The organism is Gemmatimonadota bacterium (assembly GCA_016719105.1).
In the GTDB taxonomy this organism is placed as follows: Bacteria; Gemmatimonadota; Gemmatimonadetes; order Gemmatimonadales; family Gemmatimonadaceae; genus SCN-70-22.
In genome coordinates, this window is the sequence record JADKAQ010000001.1 from 282,417 (window position 1) to 300,349 (window position 17,933).

Below are 17,933 nucleotides of genomic sequence, written 5' to 3' on the forward strand. Positions count from 1 at the left end.
GTGGTGCGCGCTACGGTGTCACGTGCGCGAGCGATGCCAAGGCGTGCTTTGCGGCGCGTGCGGCGTGCACGCGCAGTTCCGGGACAGCAGTGGCTTCCCAGTAGGCGCCCTTGAGGAGTGGACCGGCGAGCCAGAGATGCGGGTTCGGCGTGCCGTCGGCGCGCCGCAGTCGACCGTCCGGTGCAACGTCGAGGCCCAGGCCCGACGCGTCGGCCCGTACCGTTCCGCGCGCGAGCAGGGCGTCGAGCAGCGGCTCGCCCACGGCGCGCACGTCGCTCTCGGGCCCCGTGCAGTTGATGACCATCGCGACGCGCAGCGTCTCGGCCGAGTCGGTACCGCGGCGCCGGATCGCCACGTCGACGCCGTCGGCGTCCGGGGCGAAGTGGAGCACGCGCGCCGCCGACAGCCGCAATCCGCCGGACGCGCGCAACGCCTCGAACACCTGGTGCAGCTCCGGGGCGACACGGTGGCGATGGACGTCCCAGTACGGGCGCGCGTGGCGCAGGAAGCGACGGCGCTCCATGGTCGACAGCGTCTCCCAGAGACGCGGCGTCACGGGGCGCAGCGAAGCGACGACCTCGCGCCAATCGATGCCGTCCGTGGCAATCTGGCGCACGTGGCGGCGAATGGCGCGGAGGTAGGCGACCGCCGTCGGCTCGCAGGCGATCAACTCGGGTGGAAGGTGTCCGTACGACGGGGGGGCCCCGTGCGGGCGGTGCGACAGGGGGACGAGGCCGCGACGCGAGATGGCGTGCAGCGGAGCGGTGCGACCGCGCGCGGAGAGCTCGACGGCGACGTCCAGCATCGTGAGCCCCGTCCCGACGAGGGCGACCGGGGCATCGGAGGGGATCGTGTCGAGTGCCCCCTCGCGCCACGGGTCACGCACGTAGCGATCGCTCGCGTAGAACGCCTCGCTCCCGGGGACCGGGGGATTGGCGGGGGCGAAGTTCCCCAGCGCGACGATCACCCGGTCAGCGGCGAGCCGCGTGCCGTCCGTGAGGTGCAACTGCACGCCCCCCGCGTCGTCGTGCACCAGGTCGGCCACATCGCCGGTGCGACGCTCCAGCAGGCTGCCACGATGCGCGCCCTCGTTCGCCGCGAGACGCAGCGTCGCCTGGAGATAGTCGCCGTACAGGCGCCGCGGGACGAACGATCCTCCCACCACGCTCACGTCCTTGCCCTTGGCAAAGCGCAGGAAGTGGTCCTCGTCGCCCACGAAGGCGCTCATGCGCCCGGCCGGGACGTTGAGGACGTGTCGCGGCGACGACGTCCCGTACGCTACACCGCGCCCCTCACGCCCCGAGCGGTCGATGAGGATGACGCGAAGCGGCCTTCCGGCCGATCGCAGCAGGTGTGCGGCGACGACGGTACCACTGAAACCGGCGCCGATGACGGCGACGGTGGGGAGCGACGGGTTCATGGACGGCAAGCGAGAGGAGCGGCGCGAGTCGCGCGGAAGTTGCCCGAGCGCGGGCGTCTGCCCGCACGACGCACGCGACACGCCACCGTGACATTTGCGGGGAGGACGATGCGGCACGGGGCGCGCTGCCTCCCCCCGTCCGCGCGCTACCCCTTCGCCATTGCCGCCAGCGCGGCCCGCGCCGGCTCCGTCAGGATGAGGGAGCCGGAGGTGGCGGCCCGCTGGTAGAGCAGCGTGTCCCACTCCTCGGTGCCGCGCCAGAAGACGCGCTTCATCTCCTTCACCGCCCCCGGGTTGGCCGCGGCGAGCTTCTCGGCCAGCGCCGACACCAGCGCATCCAGTTCGGCCGGCGTCTCCGCCACGCGGGCATAGAGTCCGGTGCGCTCCGCCCACGCCGCGTCCCGCCAGTCGTAGTCCACTGACATCGCCATGTAGTGCCCATGCCCGATCTTGTGCTCGATCACCGGCCCGACGACAAACGGGCCGATGCCGACGGCCAGCTCGCTCAGGCGAACCGAGGCGCTGCGCACCGCAATGCTGTAGTCGGCGGCCGCCGCCAGCCCCACGCCGCCGCCGACGGCCTTGCCGTGGATGCGCGCGATCACGAACTGCGGGCAGCGACGCATCGCGAGGATCACGTGCGCGAAGCCGGAAAAGAAGGCCTCCCCCTGGCGCGCATCGGCGATGCTGCGCAGTCCGTCGAACGAGGCACCGGCGCAGAACGGTCCGTGCCCCTCGCTGCGCAGCACGATCACCCGCACGTCGGCGCGCGGGGCCAGGGCGTCGAACGTCGCGGCCAGCTCGCGCAGCGTGGCGCCGGGGAGCGAGTTCCCCTTGGGGTGGGCGAAGGTGACGGTCGCGATGCCGTGCGCCACGTTGTGGCTGACGGTGCCGGCTTCGAGCGGTGAGGGGGCGGTCATGGCACGAGGGCGGGGAAGGGGGCGAGCCGTGCGTTGGTCGCAGGCGCCACGGAATCGGCGCACACGGCCTGCCGGCGGGACGGCGATAAGCTAGTCGCCCTCGACTGGCGGCGACGGCGGTCGCGGGAAGGGATCTTGCCGATAGGACTTATCGGTCCTAATACGAACGTCGGGCCGGCGCAAGACTTTGCGCTGGTTGGAGATGCGGAGATACTTGTAGCGTATCGCGCCACGGCCGGGCCGACCGGGGACCGAGGCCGCGATCGTCCCGCACCATGCGACACGCCGGAGACTTCGCCCATGACGCAGACCGTGCCCACGCCGACCGACGACGCCGAGCGACTGGCCGCCTTCGAGGCGCGCATCGCCGAAGGGGGCGTGATCGAGCCTAAGGATTGGATGCCGCCGCGCTATCGGCAGCAACTCATCCGGATGATGTCGCAGCACGCGCACTCCGAGGTGGTCGGCATGCTCCCCGAGGGGAACTGGATCACGCGCGCGCCGACGCTGCGCCGGAAGATGACGCTCATCGCCAAGGTGCAGGACGAGGGGGGGCACGGGCTGTACATCTACTGCGGCACCGAGACGCTCGGCATCGACCGCCGCGAGTTGATCGAACAGCTGCACAACGGGACGGCGAAGTACTCGTCGATCTTCAACTATCCCACCCTGTCCTGGGCCGACATCGGGATCATCGGCTGGCTGGTGGACGGGGCGGCGATCGTGAACCAGACGATGCTCGCCAAGGCGTCGTACGGGCCGTATGCGCGGGCGATGATCCGCATCTGCAAGGAAGAGAATTTCCACAAGCGGCAGGGCTACGAGATCTGCGCCACGCTGGCGGCGGGGACGCCGGAGCAGAAGGCGATGGTGCAGGACGCGCTCAATCGCTGGTGGTGGCAGGCCCTGATGATGTTCGGGCCGAGCGACAAGGACTCGCCCAACTCGGCGGAGCTCATGAAGTGGGGGGTCAAGCGGAAGTCCAACGACGACCTGCGCCAACGCTTCGTGAACCTGACGGTCCCGCAGGCACAGGCGATCGGCCTGACCTTCCCCGACCCCGACATGCGCTATGACGAGGCGACGGGCGACTGGCAGTTCGGCGCGATCGACTGGAGCGAGTTCTGGGCGGTGGTGAAGGGAGACGGCCCCTGCAACCGCGAACGCCTCGAGGCGCGTCGTCAGGCGCACGACGAGGGCGCGTGGGTGCGGGAGGCGGCCGAGGCCTACGCCGCCAAGCAGCGCGACGCACGCCGCCCGGTGGCGGCCTAACGACCGGTTCACGACCAGGCACGAGGACAGGGACGATGACGAGCGCGACGATCGGGACGGCCCCCACGGGCCCCGACACGCAGTGGCCGCTGTGGGAAGTGTTCACGCAGGAGGAGGCGGGGGCGCCGCATCAGCACGCGGGGAGCGTGCATGCGACGGACGCCGAGCAGGCGCTGCAGAATGCCCGCGACGTGTACGCGCGCCGCAATGAGGCGATCTCCATCTGGGTCGTCCCGAGCGTCGTGATCACCGCGTCGACCCCCGAGGATGTGGGGGCATTCTTCGACCCGGCCAACGACAAGGCGTACCGGCACCCGCAGTTCTTCAAGACGCCGAGAGGCGTGCGCGTCTTCTGAACGGCAGAAGACGACCCGACGAGCAGACGAGACGACGAGGCACGGCACAATGGATCACCAGACGAAGCAGGACTTCTTCGAGTATCTCCTGCGCCTCGGGGACGATCGACTGGTCCTCGGGCATCGCGTCTCCGAATGGTGCGGGCACGGGCCGATCCTCGAGGAGGACATCGCGCTCTCCAACATCGCGCTCGACCTGATCGGGCAGGCGAACCTGCTCTTGCAGCTCGCGGGGCAGGTGGAGGGGAAGGGGCGCGACCAGGATGCGCTGGCCTACTTCCGCGAGGCGGTCGACTTCCGCAACGCGCTGCTGTGCGAGACGCCGAACGGTGACTTCGGCGACACGATCGTGCGCCAGTTCCTCTTCTCGACGCAGGCGCTCTTCGTGCTCGAGCAGCTCCAGCGCTGCCAGCACACGGAGCTGGCCGGGATCGCCGCCAAGGCGTTCAAGGAAACGCGCTACCACGTGCGCCACAGCGGCGAGTGGATCATCAAGCTGGGCGACGGCACCGAGGAGAGCCACCGCCGGGTGCAACGTGCGCTCGACCACGCCTGGCGCTACACCGCCGAGCTCTTCGTCGGCGACGAGGTGGAGCAGCGCCTCGCCGCGCAGGGACTCGCCGTCGACCCGGCGTCGGTGCGCGACGCGTGGAGTGCACAGGTCCGGGATGTGGCGAACACCGCCACGCTCACCGTCCCCGCCGACGGCTTCATGGCGCGCGGTGGGCGCGTCGGGAAGCACACCGAACACCTGGGGCACCTCCTCGCCGAGATGCAGATCGTGGCGCGCAGCCACCCGGGGGCCAAGTGGTAGCTCCCCTCGCCCCCTCGCGCGACGAGATCTGGGCGATGCTCGACGAGGTGAAGGATCCCGAAATCCCGGTCCTGAGCGTCGTCGAGTTGGGGATCGTGCGCGATGTGCGAGTGGACGGGAGCGCGGTGGTCGTCGACATCACGCCGACCTACTCCGGTTGTCCGGCGATGCACGAGATCGAGCGCTGCGTGACCGGCGCGCTGGCCGCGCGCGGACTCTCGGCGCGCGTACAGACCATCTTCTCGCCCGCCTGGACGACCGATTGGATGAGCGAGGAGGCGCGCGAGAAGCTGCGGCGCTACGGGATTGCCCCGCCCGGAAAGGCCGAGGAGTCGCCACTCGTCCCCCTGATGCGCCGCGCGGCGTCGCCGGCGTGTCCCTTCTGCGGCTCGCGCGACACCGTGACGCGCAGTGACTTCGGCTCGACGGCGTGCAAGTCGCTCCACAGCTGCAACGCCTGCCACCAGCCGTTCGAGCACTTCAAGGCGATCTGACCGCGGCGCCGCCGCCGTCGTCGGCGGCGCGAGCGATCCATGGCGGTGCAATCGAACGACACCTGACGCGTCGTTTCGGTACAGGCACCCGGTCGGTCACCGCACATCATGTTCGCGACTCCCACCGCGAGCCTTCCCGATGACCGTCCCCGTCCCCGTCCTCGCCCTCGACTCCGAACGTGCCATGCTCGTCGCCGACGAACGTCCGCAGGGGACGCGCCTGGTGCACGAGCACACCACCGGGCGCCTCCTGGCCGCCTTCTTTGCCGTGCATCGTGAGCTTGGCCACGGCTTTGCGGAGGCCGTCTACCTGCGGGCGCTCATCCTGGAGCTCGCGTCGCGCGGCGTGCAGGCCGAACAGGATGTGCCGTTAGGCGTCTTCTACAAGGGACGCAAGATCGGGACGTACGCGGCCGACCTGCTCGTGGACGGCAAGGTCGTCGTCGCGGTGCGTGCCGGCGGCGAGCTGCTCGATGCCGATCGCGCCCGCCTCCTCAACTGCATGCGCTGTTCGCAGGCGGAGGTCGGGATGCTGCTGCACTTCGGGACCAAGCCGGAGTTTCGGCGATACCTGGGGCGCGTGGTGGTGGAGCAGGGGAGCGACGACGCGCGCCCCCGCGCCACACGCGGTGCGATGACGACGTGAGGCGCGCGGTACGTTGCCTTCGCGCGCGCGAGAGGCGCGTGACACGGCGCCTACGCACGCGCGAGAGGCGCGTGACACGGCGCCTACGCACGCGCGAGGCGCGCGACACGTCGCCTACGCGCGCACGAGCTGCTCGATGCGATCGGCGATCGTCGTCGCGGAGGGGAGCACGGCGTCGAGCAGGTTCGGATGATACGGCATCGGGACGTCGTCGACACACAGGCGCTCGACCGGCGCGTCGAGGAACCAGAAGGCCTCCTGCGCGAGCACGGCACCGATTTCCGCGCCGAAGCCGGCGGTCCGCGTGTCCTCATGCACGATGAGGCAGCGTCCCGTCTTGCGCACCGACTCGAGGACACGCGCCTTGTCCCAGGGCGCGATGGAGCGCAGGTCGATCAGTTCGACCGAGGCGTCGGTCATCGCCAGCGCGTCGACGCACCGATGCACCATCGCCCCCCAGCTGACGACGGTGACGTCGTCACCCGTGCGCAACGTCTTGCCGACCCCCAGGGGGACGATGAAGTCGTCGCCGGGATAACGGGCGCTGCCATCGCTGGTCATCAACAGCGAACGATGCTCGAAGAAGATCGTGGGGTTGGGCGATCGCATCGCCGCGCGCAGGAGCCCCACGGCGTCTGCGGCGTTGGACGGAATCGCCACCTGCCAGCCGACTGCGTGCGCCCACACCACTTCGGCGCTCAGCGAATGCCACGGATCGCCAACGTCCTTGCCGAAGCCACCCGGCATCCGCACGACGATGGGGGCGCAGAATCGGTTGGCGGTGCGCCACCGCATCGTCCCGGTGTTGTTGAGCTGCTCCGTGGCCGGATCGGCGTACTTCCTGAACTGGATCTCGGCGACAGGGACGAGGCCGGAAATGGCCAGCCCGACCGAGCGCCCGATGATCCCTTCCTCCGAGAGCGAGGTGTCGAAGACGCGCCCGGCGCCGAACTGCTTCTGCAGTCCTTCCGTAACGAGGTGCACTCCGCCCTTGAGCCCGACGTCCTCCCCGAAGACCACGACCTTGGGATTGACCTCGAGTTCACGTCGCAGCGTCCGGCGAATCGCCTCCTGGAATCGCAGATGCTCGCCGCCCTCCTGCGCCTCGGTGTTGCCCCCCAGTGCCGCGCGCTCTGCGGAGCTGAGCCCTCCCATCGCCTCGTCGGCGGGGGCATCGGGTTCGGCGTACAGGTGGCGCCGGACGGTGCTCCCCTGCGGCGCCGGTCGGCCGCGTGCGCCCGCGAGGCCGGCGGCGACGTCGCGCGCCACGTCGGCTTCGAGCGTCTCCCAGTCCGTCGCGCTCAGCTGCGCCGGGACCAGGAAGTCGCGCAAGCGCGGGAGCGGGTCGCGCGCGGCGTCGGCGGCGATCTGGGCGTCGGTGCGGTAGCCCTTCTGGTTGTCGGGGCCCGAGTGCGACGAGAGGCGCGGGACCGTCAGGCGCACGAGGGCGGGGCCGTGGCCGGCGCGCACGTGATCGACGCATGCCTTGATCTTCGTGGCGGCGTCGGCGGGGTCGGTCCCGTCGCCATCCTGCACGAACAGGTTGGAGAACGACGCCAGGTTGCGGGCGATGTTCCCCCCTGGCGTCTGCATGTCGCCACTCACGGAAATCCCGAGGTGGTTGTCCTCGATGTAGAAGAGCATCGGGAGCTTGAGCGTCGTCGCCATCGTCAGGGACGACCAGAAGCCGTTGGTGGCGACGGAGCCGTCACCGCCTAACGTGACGGCGATCGCACCCTGCCACGCGGCGTCGCCCAAAATGTCGCGATGGTAGGTGATGGCCTGCGCCCACCCGGCCGCCGGGGTGTACTGCGATCCCACGTCGCCGGCCATGGGGAGGACCTTGGGGCCGTGGCGGTTGGGGAAGTTGCAGACGACGCCGATGTCGCGCCCGTCGCTGAACCCCCCAGCCCGTCCGAGCGGGGAGCCGAGGGCGTCCTCGATGGACAGCCCGATCGAGAGGAGGAGAGGGCGCGAGCGGTAGTAGGCGCCGACACCGTCGTTGGCACTGGTGAGAAAGCTCCCCAGGATCGACTGCGCCATGTCGTGCCCGCGCGCCGAGAACTGGTACAGCACCACGTGGTCCTTCGGGACCTGGGCGCGATTGCGGTTGGTCTGCTCTTCGATGTCGTCGAGGGCGCGCGACACGAGGGTGTTGTACGCAATCCGGCGCCAGTCGAGGCTCGTCAGGCCGGAGCCGGATGCGTTGCCCTGATTGGGGGACGACATGGTCCCGTTCCCCTTGGAACGTCCGGCCGCGCGGGCGGTCGTCGGGGTGGGCGAATCCGGGAGGGGGGCGGTCTTGGATCGCGACATGATGGGCGACCGAATATCGAGAGGAGGGTGACGCGTCCTGCGGCGCCACCAGGCCTGAACGTGGGACGGATGGAAGCGACGGAAATCTATCGGGGAGGACTGCTCGAGGGAGCGTGACGAAACCGGGAGCGACGATGTAAACGGTGCCACCGCGGGCGGTGGCATCGACGGGTGGTGGGCACCCCATGGCGGTGGCCTCGACGGCGGCCGTTCGCACGCGGCCACGGCCACCGGTGCAAGTCCGCGCTCGCTGGTGCACATTTCGGCGCGTCGGCCCCGCATCGGGCGGGGAGGCGCGCGATCGACCCTCATCGCCCCGGTTCCGCATGACGCTGTTCGTTAGGCACGGTGCCCGCGCGACGACGCGCTGGCTCTCGGCCGTTTTCACGAGGTCCGTTCCACGCACGCTCGCCGCGTGGGGGGTGGTGGCGGCGCTGGCGTGTGCGACGCGCGCCATCGGCGCGCAGAAGGTCTCGCCGGTGCGCCCCGGGACTCGGCCGGCGGGGACGGGGGTGGGGGCCGCGGGAGCGAGCGGAGCCGCGCTCTCGGCGGCCGAACGCAGCGCCCTCGTCCGGGTGATTGCGGCTGAGGATGCGCGCCCTCGCGATGACGCAGGGACCGCCCCGATCCTGACGGCGCTCGGCGACAAGTCGCCGACCGTACGTCGCGTGGCGGTGCGGGCGCTAGGGCGGCTGCAGCGCCCGACGCTGCTCGATTCGATCACGCCGTCGCTCGCCGATGCCGACCCTCGCGTGCGTCTCGAGGCGGCCAACGCGATCGCCCAGGCGCTGCAAGGGCTGCGCAGCGCTGACGCGACCGCCGATCAACGGCGCGCTGCCATCGACAACGCCGTCGACGCCTTGGTGCGCACGGCGGAGCGCTTTCCCGATCCGGCCTTCCTGGGCGCGGCGGCCCGCACGCTCGGGCGACTGCCGTATGCCGATTCGGTCGTCCCGCGCGAGGTGGAGCGCGTGATCGTGGAGATGGGGGAGCGTCCCGGGGTGGGGGGGCGCCCGCTGGTGCGCGGCGACGCGCGGGTAGCGCAGGGGATCATGCACGGGCTCTACTCGCTGGCGCGCGCTCGGCGGCAGACCGGGGGGACGTCGCCGCGGGCGCTGGCGGCGATGCGCTGGGCGACGACGTTCGGGCTGGACTCGTCGGCCCCGCGGGCGGGGAGCCGCCGCCGCCGCCGGTGACCTGGGCCCCTCGGTCCGCCGGCTCGCGTACCTGGGACTCATTGCGGCTGGCGATACGTCGTCCGAACTCGTCAGGCGCGCACGCCAGGATGGCGACGAGCAGGTGCGGCGACTGGCGGTCGTGGCGTCGCAGGCGTTGCGTGACACGGCGGTACGTCGCGCGGTGGTCACGGCGTCGCTTCGCGATCCGTCGTTCGTGGTGCGCTTCGAGGCGGTGCGGGCTTATCGCACCCTGCCGTCCCCGCGCCCGTGCGCGCCGCTCATCGCCATGACGTACGATCCCAACCCGCACGTGCTGCTGGCCGCGATCGACGCGTTAGGCACGGGATGCGACGAGCGACAGGTGGCGGCCGACACGCTGCTCGGCGTCATCGACATGCGCAACACGCAGCGCGCGATCCGCCCCAAGGGGGGGACCAGCTGGCATCCGCACGCCCACGCGCTGGTGGCGCTGGCACGTGTGGCGCCGGCCACGGCGATCCCGCTGCTGCGCCGGGACGCCCGGCACCCGCTGTGGCAGGTGCGGCTCTATGTGGCGCGCGCCGCGGCGGCGGTGAAGGACACGCTGACGCTCAGCGCGCTCGCGTACGACACCAACGGCAACGTGCGCGAGGCGGCGCTCGCCGGGATTTCGTCCACGGTGGGACACGTGGCCGATCGTGTCTTCACCGCGGCGCTCGCGTCGACCGACTATCAGGTGGTGCTGCAGGCGGCCACGGCGCTCAAGGGGGCGCCGTTCCCCGACTCGGTGGTGCCGGCGCTCCTGGCGGCGTTCGACCGGCTGAGCGCGGAGCAGCGCGAAAACGCGCTCGATCCGCGCCTGGCGATCCTGGATCGGTTGGGCGAACTGGGGGGGCCGCGTCAGGCATCGCGGCTCGCCGCCTACGCCGCCGACTTCGACTCCACGGTTGCACGTCGAGCGGCGACGATCCTCGAGCGCTGGACGTTGCGGCGGGTGGCGGCGACGCCACGGCCGCTCCCGCGCCCCGGGGAGCAGGTTGCCTCGCTCCTGGGCGGAGAGCTTCGGCTGCTGGTGAAGATGTCCTCGGCGAGCGGGGGCGGCTCGTTCGTCGTGCGGCTCCTGACCGACGAGGCGCCGGTGACGGTCGCACGCCTCGTGCGCCTGGCGCGTGCGGGCTACTACGCGGGGCTGACCTTCCATCGCGTGGAACCGACCTTCGTCATCCAGGGGGGGAGTCCGGCGGCGACCGAGTACGTGGGGGATGGCCCCTTCATGCGCGACGAGGTGGGGCTCCCGAGCCACGTGCGCGGGACGCTGGGGATCTCGACGCGGGGGCGCGACACCGGCGACGCGCAGCTCTTCGTCAACCTCACCGACAACTTCCGTCTCGACCACGACTACACGGTGTTCGGCGAGATCATCCAGGGGCGCGAGGTGGCGGAGGGGATCATCGAGGGCGATGTGATCGAGCGGGTGGACGTGGTGCGGGCGCGGTGAGCGCGGCTAGGTTCCACCCATCGTCCCGCGCGGTTGGTCAGTGGAGGCCACTGGAGACCGGCGGGGCGCCGACGTTGGACCACACACGCGACCTTCGGCCACGACAGGCACGGCATGACTGAGACGGCAATCCTGCACGAGGTGTCGGGAGGGGTGATGCGCATCACCCTGAACCGCCCGGACGTGCTCAACTCGTTCCACATGGCGATGGGCCGTCAGTTGCAAGACGTGCTCGACCGTGCGGCGGACGACGGCGCGGTGCGCGCGGTGCTGCTCACCGGCGCGGGGCGTGCGTTCTGCGCCGGCCAGGACCTGGGGGCGGTGTCGCTCGACGACCCGGCGGGGCTCCCCGACCTGGGCGACGTGGTGCGCGAACTCTGGAATCCCATCGTGCGCCGGTTGCGGCAGCTGGAGAAGCCGGTGGTGGCGGCGGTCAACGGCGTCGCGGCGGGGGCGGGGGCCAACCTGGCGCTGGCGTGCGACATCGTCCTCGCGTCGCGATCGGCGTCGTTCATCCAGGCGTTCAGCAAGCTGGGGATCATTCCGGACAGCGGAGGGACCTTTTTCCTTCCGCGCCTCGTGGGGATGGCGCGGGCGACGGCCCTGACCTTCCTGGCCGAAAAGGTGTCGGCGCAACAGGCGGCGGAGTGGGGGATGATCTGGCGGGTCTGCGAACCGGAGGCGCTGATGGCGGAAGCGGAGGCGCTGGCGCTGCAGCTGGCGACGCAGCCCACGCGTGGCTTCGCCCTCACGAAGCAGGCGCTCAACGCGTCCGTGACCCACGATGTGGTCGCCCAGCTCGAGGTCGAGGAACAGCTGCAACGTGCTGCCGGGCGCACGCGCGACTTCGTGGAGGGGGTGCGCGCCTTCCGCGAGAAGCGGGCACCGGAGTTTCGCGGTGAGTAACGCCACGGGCGGTGCCGCCGAGACGGCGGACGGGATGGTGGTCGGCGTGGTCGGTGCCGGCGCCATGGGCTCGGGGATCGCGCAGGTCGCGCTGGCGCGCGGGCATCGCGTGCTCCTGACCGATGCCGTGTATGCGACCGTACGCCGGGCGCAGGAGGCGATCGCCGCCGGCCTTGCGCGGGAGGTGGAGAAGGGGCGCATGACGGCCGAGGCGCGCGACGCGGCACTGGCGCGCTTGCAGCTGGTGGAACCCGACCATGGCGTCGGCCCGTTCCGCGAGTGCGGGATCGTGATCGAGGCGATCGTCGAGAAGCTCGAAGTGAAGCAGGCGACGTTCCGGGCCATCGAACTCGTCGTCGCGCACGACTGCATTCTCGCGACCAACACGTCGTCGCTGTCGGTGGCGTCGATCGGCGGCGGGTGCGCGTCGCCCGAACGGGTCGTGGGCGTGCACTTCTTCAATCCGGCGACGGTGATGCCGCTCGTGGAGATCGTTCCCGGTGTGCGCACCGATCCTGCGGTGGTCGAGCGGGCGACGCGACTGGTGACGTCGTGGGGGAAGGTGACGGTGCGCGCGGCTGACACGCCGGGCTTCATCGTCAATCGCATCGCGCGCCCGTTCTACGGCGAGGCGCTGCGCATGCTCGAGGAGGGGGTCGCCGACGTCGCGACGATCGACTGGGCGATGAAGACGATCGGCGGCTTCCGTATGGGACCGTTCGAGCTGATGGACTTCATCGGCCATGACGTGAACTACATAGTGACGGAGAGCGTCTGGACGTCGATGTACTACGACGCGCGCTATCGCCCGTCCCTCACGCAGAAGCGCCTGCTCGAGGCGGGGCTGCTCGGACGCAAGCGGGGGCGCGGCTTCTACGACTACACCGACGGGGCCACGTCGCCGGCGCCGGTCAAGGACGAGACGCTGGGGACGATCATCTTCCGGCGCACGCTGGCGATGCTGGTCAACGAGGCGGCCGACGCACTCTACCTGCGAATTGCCACCGCGGCCGACATCGAGCTGGCGATGACCAAGGGGGTCAACTACCCCAAGGGGTTGCTGGCCTGGGGGAACGAGATCGGGCTCGAGAAGCTGCTGGAGCATCTCGAGGCGCTGCAGGCCGAGACGGGGGAGGATCGCTATCGCCCGTCGCCGCTGCTGCGCCGCATGGTGCGCAACGCCGACCGCTTCGCCCTATGACCGCTTCGACCAACGATCCGCAGCGACTTGCCGAGCGGGTGGTGGAGGGGATGATGGCCACCGACGCGCTCAGCCGGTGGCTGGGACTGGAGGTCGTCGCGGTGGCGCCGCGGCACGCGACCTGTCGCATGACCGTACGCCCCGAGATGGTGAACGGCTTTGGCGTGGCGCACGGCGGGATCGTCTTCTCGCTCGCCGACTCGGCCTTTGCCTGCGCGTGCAACACCCACGGCACGGTGACCGTGGCGGTGGACAACACGATCACCTATCCCGCGGCGATCCACCCCGGCGACGTGCTGACGGCGGTCGCCGACGAAGAAGCGGGCTCCAATCGACTGGGCTACTATCGCGTGGTGGTGACCAACCAGCACGACCGCGTGGTGGCGCTCTTCAAGGGGACCGCGTACAAGACGTCGCGCCCTCACTTTCCCGACGAGACCAGCCATGCGTGATGCCTTCATCGTCGACGGCGTACGGACGCCGATCGGCTCCTTTGCCGGCGCCCTGAGCGGCGTGCGTCCCGACGACCTGGCGGCGCTCACGATCCGCGAGCTGCTGCGCCGTCAGTCGCGCGTGGAGGGCGAGAAGATCGTCGACGTGATCCTCGGCTGCGCGAACCAGGCGGGCGAGGACAACCGCAACGTGGCGCGCATGGCGTCGCTGCTGGCGGGACTCCCGACCAGCGTCCCCGGGGAGACGGTGAACCGGCTGTGCGCCTCGGGGCTGAGTGCGGTGGCCAACGCGGCCCGTGCGGTCAAGCTCGCCGAGGGCGGGCTCTACATCGCCGGTGGCGTGGAGAGCATGTCGCGCGCGCCGTACGTGATGTCGAAGGCGACGACCCCCTTCGCCCGCGACGCGCAGCTCTTCGATACGTCGCTGGGTTGGCGCTTCGTGAATCCGGCGATGAAGGAGCAGTACGGGATCGACGCGATGGGGCAAACGGCCGAGAACGTGGCCGACCAGTGGAAGATCTCTCGCGAGGACCAGGACGCGTTCGCGTTGCGCTCGCAGCAGAAGGCGGCGGCCGCGCGCGAGGGCGGGCGATTCGTGGAGGAGATCGTCCCGGTGCAGGTGCCCGGGGCCAAGCGCGGGACGACGGCGGAGGTGGCGGCCGACGAGTTCATCCGCCCCGACACGACGCTCGAAGGGCTGGCCCGGCTCAAGCCGGCCTTCCGCACCGACGGCAAGGGGTCGGTCACCGCCGGGAACTCGTCGGGGATCAACGACGGGGCGTGCGCGCTGCTGCTCGCGTCGGAGCCGGCGTGCAAGGAGGAGGGGCTGTCACCCATCGCGCGGGTCGTGGCGGCCGGCGCGGCCGGTGTGGAGCCGCGCATCATGGGCATCGGACCGGTCCCGGCCACGCAACTGGTGATGCAGCGCTCCGGTCTGTCGATCGATGAGATGGACGTGATCGAACTCAATGAGGCGTTCGCCGCGCAGGGCCTGGCCGTCCTGCGCGAGCTCGGCGTGGCCGACGACGATCCGCGGGTGAACCCGAACGGCGGCGCGATCGCGCTCGGTCACCCGTTAGGCATGTCGGGGGCGCGGCTGGCGCTCACCGCGGCGCGCGAGCTGCAGCGGACGGGGAAGCGGTATGCGCTGTGCACGATGTGCATCGGGGTCGGGCAGGGGTTCGCGATGATCCTCGAGCGCGCGTGATCTACGCCTTCGACGGCATCATCCCGGTCGTCGACCCGACCGCCTTCGTCCATCCGCAGGCGGTCGTCACCGGGCACGTGACCATCGGGCGCGACGTGTATGTCGGTCCCGGGGCGGCGCTGCGCGGCGACTGGGGGGCCATCGAGGTCGCCGACGGCTGCAACATCCAGGAGAACTGCACCGTGCACATGTTCCCCGGTGTGACGGTCGTCCTGGAGGAAGGGGCGCACATCGGGCACGGCGCGATCATCCACGGCGCCCGCATCGGCCGCAACGCCCTGGTGGGGATGAATGCGGTGGTGATGGACAACGCCGTGATCGGCGCCGGTTGCATCGTCGGCGCCCTCTGCTTCGTCCCCGCCGAGATGCAGGTCCCCGATCGCAAGGTGGTGGTGGGGAATCCGGCGAAGATCGTGAAGGACGTCTCCGACGAGATGCTCGCCTGGAAGACCGAGGGGACCGCGCTCTACCAGGCGCTCCCGGCGCAGCTGCACGCCACGCTGCAGGGCGTGGATCCCCTGCGTGAGAAGCCCGCCGGCTGGGGGACGCGCCCGTTCCCCGCGCTCAAGCCCTGGAGCCGCACGAAGGAGTAGGCCGGGGCCGCGCCGTGGCCTACTCCTTCGTGCGGCTACCGCTTCGCGCGGCTACCCTTGGCTCGGGGGGCGCTCGCCTTCGAATCCGGTGTGCGCGTGTCGTTGGCTCCGTACGCGGTCCGGGTCGTCGCGTCGTACCAGATGCTGTGGGCATCACCCTGCGAGCGGACGGGGCCCTGTCGGATGACGTGCCCCATCGCCTCGAGTTCCTGCTTCGTGGAGTCGGGGATCGCGCCGGCCTCGTAGCGGGTCTCGTCGGGGAGCCACTGATGATGCAGGCGCGGCGCGTCGACGGCGGCGCGCACGGAGAGCTTGAACGCCGTCACCCCCAGCACGACGTCGAGGACGGTGTTGGGGATCGTGCGACCGCCGGGTGAACCGGTCACCAGGACGAGGGCGCCATCCCGGGCGACGATCGTCGGAGTCATCGAACTGAGCATGCGCTTGCCTGGCGCCACCACGTTGGGGGGGGTGCCGATGTCGCCGCGTGTGGACGTGTAGCCGGGCTTCTTGTTGAAGTCCCCCATCTCGTTGTTGAGGAGGAAGCCGGCCCCGCGCACCACGACCCCCGAGCCGTACCCGCCTTCGAGCGTGTAGGTGACCGAGACCGCGTTGCCCTCGGCGTCGACCACCGAGTAGTGGGTGGTCTGCATCGTCTCGCTCGTGCTGACCAGCGACCCGCCTAACGCCACCGAGTTGGAGGCCCGGTTGGGATCGATGCTGCGGGCGAGCGAGTCGGCGTAGCTCTTGGCGGTGAGGCGGTCGACCGGGATGGGGCCGAAGTCGGGGTCGCCCAGGAAGCGCGCGCGGTCGAGGTAGGCGCGGCGCGCCGCCTCGATGCGCAGGTGCAGGAAGTCGCTCGACGTGCGCGTGAAGCGCTCGGCGTTGAGCGCCTCGAGCTGGTTGAGCACTTCGAGCAGCACCGTGCCGCCGGAGCTGGGCGGCCCCATGGCGATGATCTCGTACCCCAGGTAGGAGCCGTGCAGCGGCGGTCGTTCCACGGCGCGGTAGTCGGCCAGGTCCTGCCTCGTGATGGCCCCGCCGTGCGCGCGCATCTGGGCGTCGAGGGAGTCGGCGATCCACCCGGTGTAGAAGGCGTCGGCCCCGCTGTCGGCGATGGTGCGCAGCGTGCGCGCCAGGTCCGGGAGCCGCAGCAGGTCACCGGCACGCCACGGTTTGCCGCCGCGCTTGCCGTACGCCGCGACCGAGGCGGGGAAGGGGGCGAAGGTGGTGCGCAGCTGTTCGTTGAGGTCCGCGGCCAGCGCACGGGAGAGCGGGAAGCCGCGCGCCGCGAGCTGTGCGGCCGGGAGGACGACGTCGCGCCACCGCAGCCTGCCTAACGCCTTGTGTGCCATCTCCATCCCCCGCACGGTCCCCGGAACGCCGGGGGCGAGCCAGCCGGAGTCGGTGCGGGCATAGGCGATGGAGCCGTCGGTGTTGAGGAACATCGTCGCGGAGGCGCTGCGCGGGGCCTTCTCGCGAAAGTCGAACGTCGTCGCCTCGCCGGTCGCCTTGCGCACGACCATGAAGCCGCCGCCGCCGATGTTCCCGGCCGACGGGTGCGTCACGGCGAGGGCGAAGGCGGTGGCGACGGCGGCGTCGACCGCATTGCCGCCGCGCGCGAGGACGTCGGCGCCAATGTCGGAGGCGACGTTGGAGACCGAGACGACGATCCCGCGAGTCGAGGCGACGGCGCCGGTGCCGCCGGGGGGGACGCGCGTCGCGGCCGGCACGGCGCGTGTTGTCGAGCGGGTGCCCTGCGCCGCCAGCGGGAGGGCGAGCGTCGTCGCGGCGACGAGGAGGGTGACGGCGAGGCGGGGACGCGAGGCGCGGCGAGCGAGGGCGCCCGACGGGGATCGATGCGGAATCGGCATGGGGAGACGATACCGCGAACGCCGTGGGGCGGCTACCAGACGGTGCACGGGCGCCCCGTGCTGGGTGCCGCCACGCGCCAGACGACGAACCGGTGGCCCCCCGAGGGGTGCCACCGGTCGACCTGCGTGTCGTGCTGCGGGGTTACACCTTCTTCATCCCCGTGTGGAAGTGTTCGTCGTTCGCGTGCTCCCAGTCCCACGCGCCATCGGGGTGATGCGTTCTCCAGAGGAAGCGCCCCATGACGAAGGCGCCGATGATGTTGCCGATCAGCCCGTACAGCCATGCGCCGCCACCGAAGATCGGGTTCTGCGAGGCCAGGCCGGTGAGGTTGAGCAGGATCAGTTCAAGGACGACGACCAGCATGATCAGGCCGAAGGCCAGCGATGGCTTCCTTTCAGCACCGTTGTACAGCCAACTCGCGACCATGCCGATGCCGATGACACCGATGTAGAGCGCCACCAACCAGGTGACGATGTGTGCCCCGAAGCCGCGCCCGCCGAAGCCGGCGCCTAACGCCTCGTAGATCCACGCCCCGATCAGCGCCCCCGTGACGCCGATCCGGTCGGTGAACGCGTCGACGGCGAGGGTCCACCCGGCAATCGCGGTGGCCCCGAGAGCGCCGGCCATTACGCCCTCACGGAGTGGATTGCGACTCAGCATTGAGCCTCCTGATGTTGAGGGGTCCACGGCCCCTCCCGGAGGTCGCCTCCTTCGGGCCACGCGCCGGGAGACACCGCACCTCCACGCTTGTGGTCGGACCTCTGCGGCAAAAGAGCGAAGCGCCGACGGCGTCGTACGGGATTCCG

At 70.8% G+C, this 17,933-nt stretch carries 17 protein-coding genes; 12 read left to right on the forward strand and 5 right to left on the reverse strand.

All coding sequences use genetic code 11. The annotated features are described in order from the left end of the window. Positions 1-10: 10 nt before the first annotated feature. Positions 11-1,420, reverse strand: coding sequence for an FAD/NAD(P)-binding protein (locus tag IPN47_01190; GenBank protein ID MBK9406662.1), 1,410 nt, complete (start codon positions 1,418-1,420; stop codon positions 11-13). A gap of 146 nt (positions 1,421-1,566) precedes the next feature. Next, positions 1,567-2,340: an enoyl-CoA hydratase/isomerase family protein gene (locus IPN47_01195; GenBank protein MBK9406663.1), complete on the reverse strand. Its 774-nt coding sequence runs from the start codon at positions 2,338-2,340 to the stop codon at positions 1,567-1,569. Positions 2,341-2,640: 300 nt separating this feature from the next. Between IPN47_01195 and paaA the strand changes: the two genes are divergently transcribed. The 5 genes from paaA to IPN47_01220 all read left to right on the forward strand — a co-directional run bounded on the left by paaA (position 2,641) and on the right by IPN47_01220 (position 5,922). Beyond that, entirely contained in the window at positions 2,641-3,612 is a 972-nt protein-coding gene (paaA, locus tag IPN47_01200; GenBank protein ID MBK9406664.1) for a 1,2-phenylacetyl-CoA epoxidase subunit A, read from the forward strand. 35 nt (positions 3,613-3,647) lie between these two features. Further along, positions 3,648-3,968, forward strand: coding sequence for a 1,2-phenylacetyl-CoA epoxidase subunit B (gene paaB, locus IPN47_01205; protein ID MBK9406665.1), 321 nt, complete (start codon positions 3,648-3,650; stop codon positions 3,966-3,968). A gap of 49 nt (positions 3,969-4,017) precedes the next feature. After that, positions 4,018-4,782 (forward strand): phenylacetate-CoA oxygenase subunit PaaC, encoded by a 765-nt coding sequence (gene paaC, locus IPN47_01210; GenBank protein MBK9406666.1) that lies wholly within the window; start codon positions 4,018-4,020, stop codon positions 4,780-4,782. After that, entirely contained in the window at positions 4,776-5,276 is a 501-nt protein-coding gene (paaJ, locus tag IPN47_01215) for a phenylacetate-CoA oxygenase subunit PaaJ (protein MBK9406667.1), read from the forward strand. Before paaC ends, paaJ begins: the two co-directional genes overlap by 7 nt. 139 nt (positions 5,277-5,415) lie before the next feature. Beyond that, entirely contained in the window at positions 5,416-5,922 is a 507-nt protein-coding gene (locus tag IPN47_01220; GenBank protein ID MBK9406668.1) for a GxxExxY protein, read from the forward strand. Positions 5,923-6,036: 114 nt separating this feature from the next. Here IPN47_01220 and IPN47_01225 read toward each other — a convergent pair whose 3' ends face one another. Next, on the reverse strand, positions 6,037-8,151 hold the full coding sequence (locus tag IPN47_01225) for a pyruvate dehydrogenase (protein MBK9406669.1): 2,115 nt from the start codon (positions 8,149-8,151) through the stop codon (positions 6,037-6,039). Positions 8,152-8,564: 413 nt separating this feature from the next. On the opposite strand from IPN47_01225, the gene IPN47_01230 reads away from it, so the two are divergent. The 7 genes from IPN47_01230 to IPN47_01260 all read left to right on the forward strand — a co-directional run bounded on the left by IPN47_01230 (position 8,565) and on the right by IPN47_01260 (position 15,252). Beyond that, a complete protein-coding gene (locus IPN47_01230; protein MBK9406670.1) occupies positions 8,565-9,434 on the forward strand; it encodes a HEAT repeat domain-containing protein in 870 nt (289 codons plus the stop codon). 103 nt (positions 9,435-9,537) lie between these two features. Beyond that, entirely contained in the window at positions 9,538-10,893 is a 1,356-nt protein-coding gene (locus IPN47_01235; protein MBK9406671.1) for a peptidylprolyl isomerase, read from the forward strand. A gap of 114 nt (positions 10,894-11,007) precedes the next feature. Next, positions 11,008-11,799, forward strand: coding sequence for a 2-(1,2-epoxy-1,2-dihydrophenyl)acetyl-CoA isomerase (locus IPN47_01240; protein MBK9406672.1), 792 nt, complete (start codon positions 11,008-11,010; stop codon positions 11,797-11,799). Between the two features lie 34 nt (positions 11,800-11,833). Beyond that, on the forward strand, positions 11,834-13,000 hold the full coding sequence (locus IPN47_01245) for a 3-hydroxybutyryl-CoA dehydrogenase (protein MBK9406673.1): 1,167 nt from the start codon (positions 11,834-11,836) through the stop codon (positions 12,998-13,000). Then, positions 12,997-13,452: a hydroxyphenylacetyl-CoA thioesterase PaaI gene (gene paaI / locus IPN47_01250; GenBank protein MBK9406674.1), complete on the forward strand. Its 456-nt coding sequence runs from the start codon at positions 12,997-12,999 to the stop codon at positions 13,450-13,452. Before IPN47_01245 ends, paaI begins: the two co-directional genes overlap by 4 nt. Continuing rightward, positions 13,445-14,659, forward strand: a complete 1,215-nt coding sequence (gene pcaF, locus IPN47_01255) for a 3-oxoadipyl-CoA thiolase (GenBank protein MBK9406675.1) — start codon at positions 13,445-13,447, stop codon at positions 14,657-14,659. The genes paaI and pcaF overlap by 8 nt, the downstream gene beginning before the upstream one ends. Beyond that, positions 14,656-15,252, forward strand: a complete 597-nt coding sequence (locus tag IPN47_01260; GenBank protein ID MBK9406676.1) for a transferase hexapeptide repeat family protein — start codon at positions 14,656-14,658, stop codon at positions 15,250-15,252. The genes pcaF and IPN47_01260 overlap by 4 nt, the downstream gene beginning before the upstream one ends. Before the next feature lie 35 nt (positions 15,253-15,287). On the opposite strand, the gene ggt is transcribed toward IPN47_01260, so the two are convergent. After that, positions 15,288-17,126 (reverse strand): gamma-glutamyltransferase, encoded by a 1,839-nt coding sequence (ggt, locus tag IPN47_01265; GenBank protein MBK9406677.1) that lies wholly within the window; start codon positions 17,124-17,126, stop codon positions 15,288-15,290. A gap of 142 nt (positions 17,127-17,268) precedes the next feature. Continuing rightward, a complete protein-coding gene (locus IPN47_01270; protein MBK9406678.1) occupies positions 17,269-17,754 on the reverse strand; it encodes a hypothetical protein in 486 nt (161 codons plus the stop codon). Between the last annotated feature and the right edge of the window lie 179 nt (positions 17,755-17,933).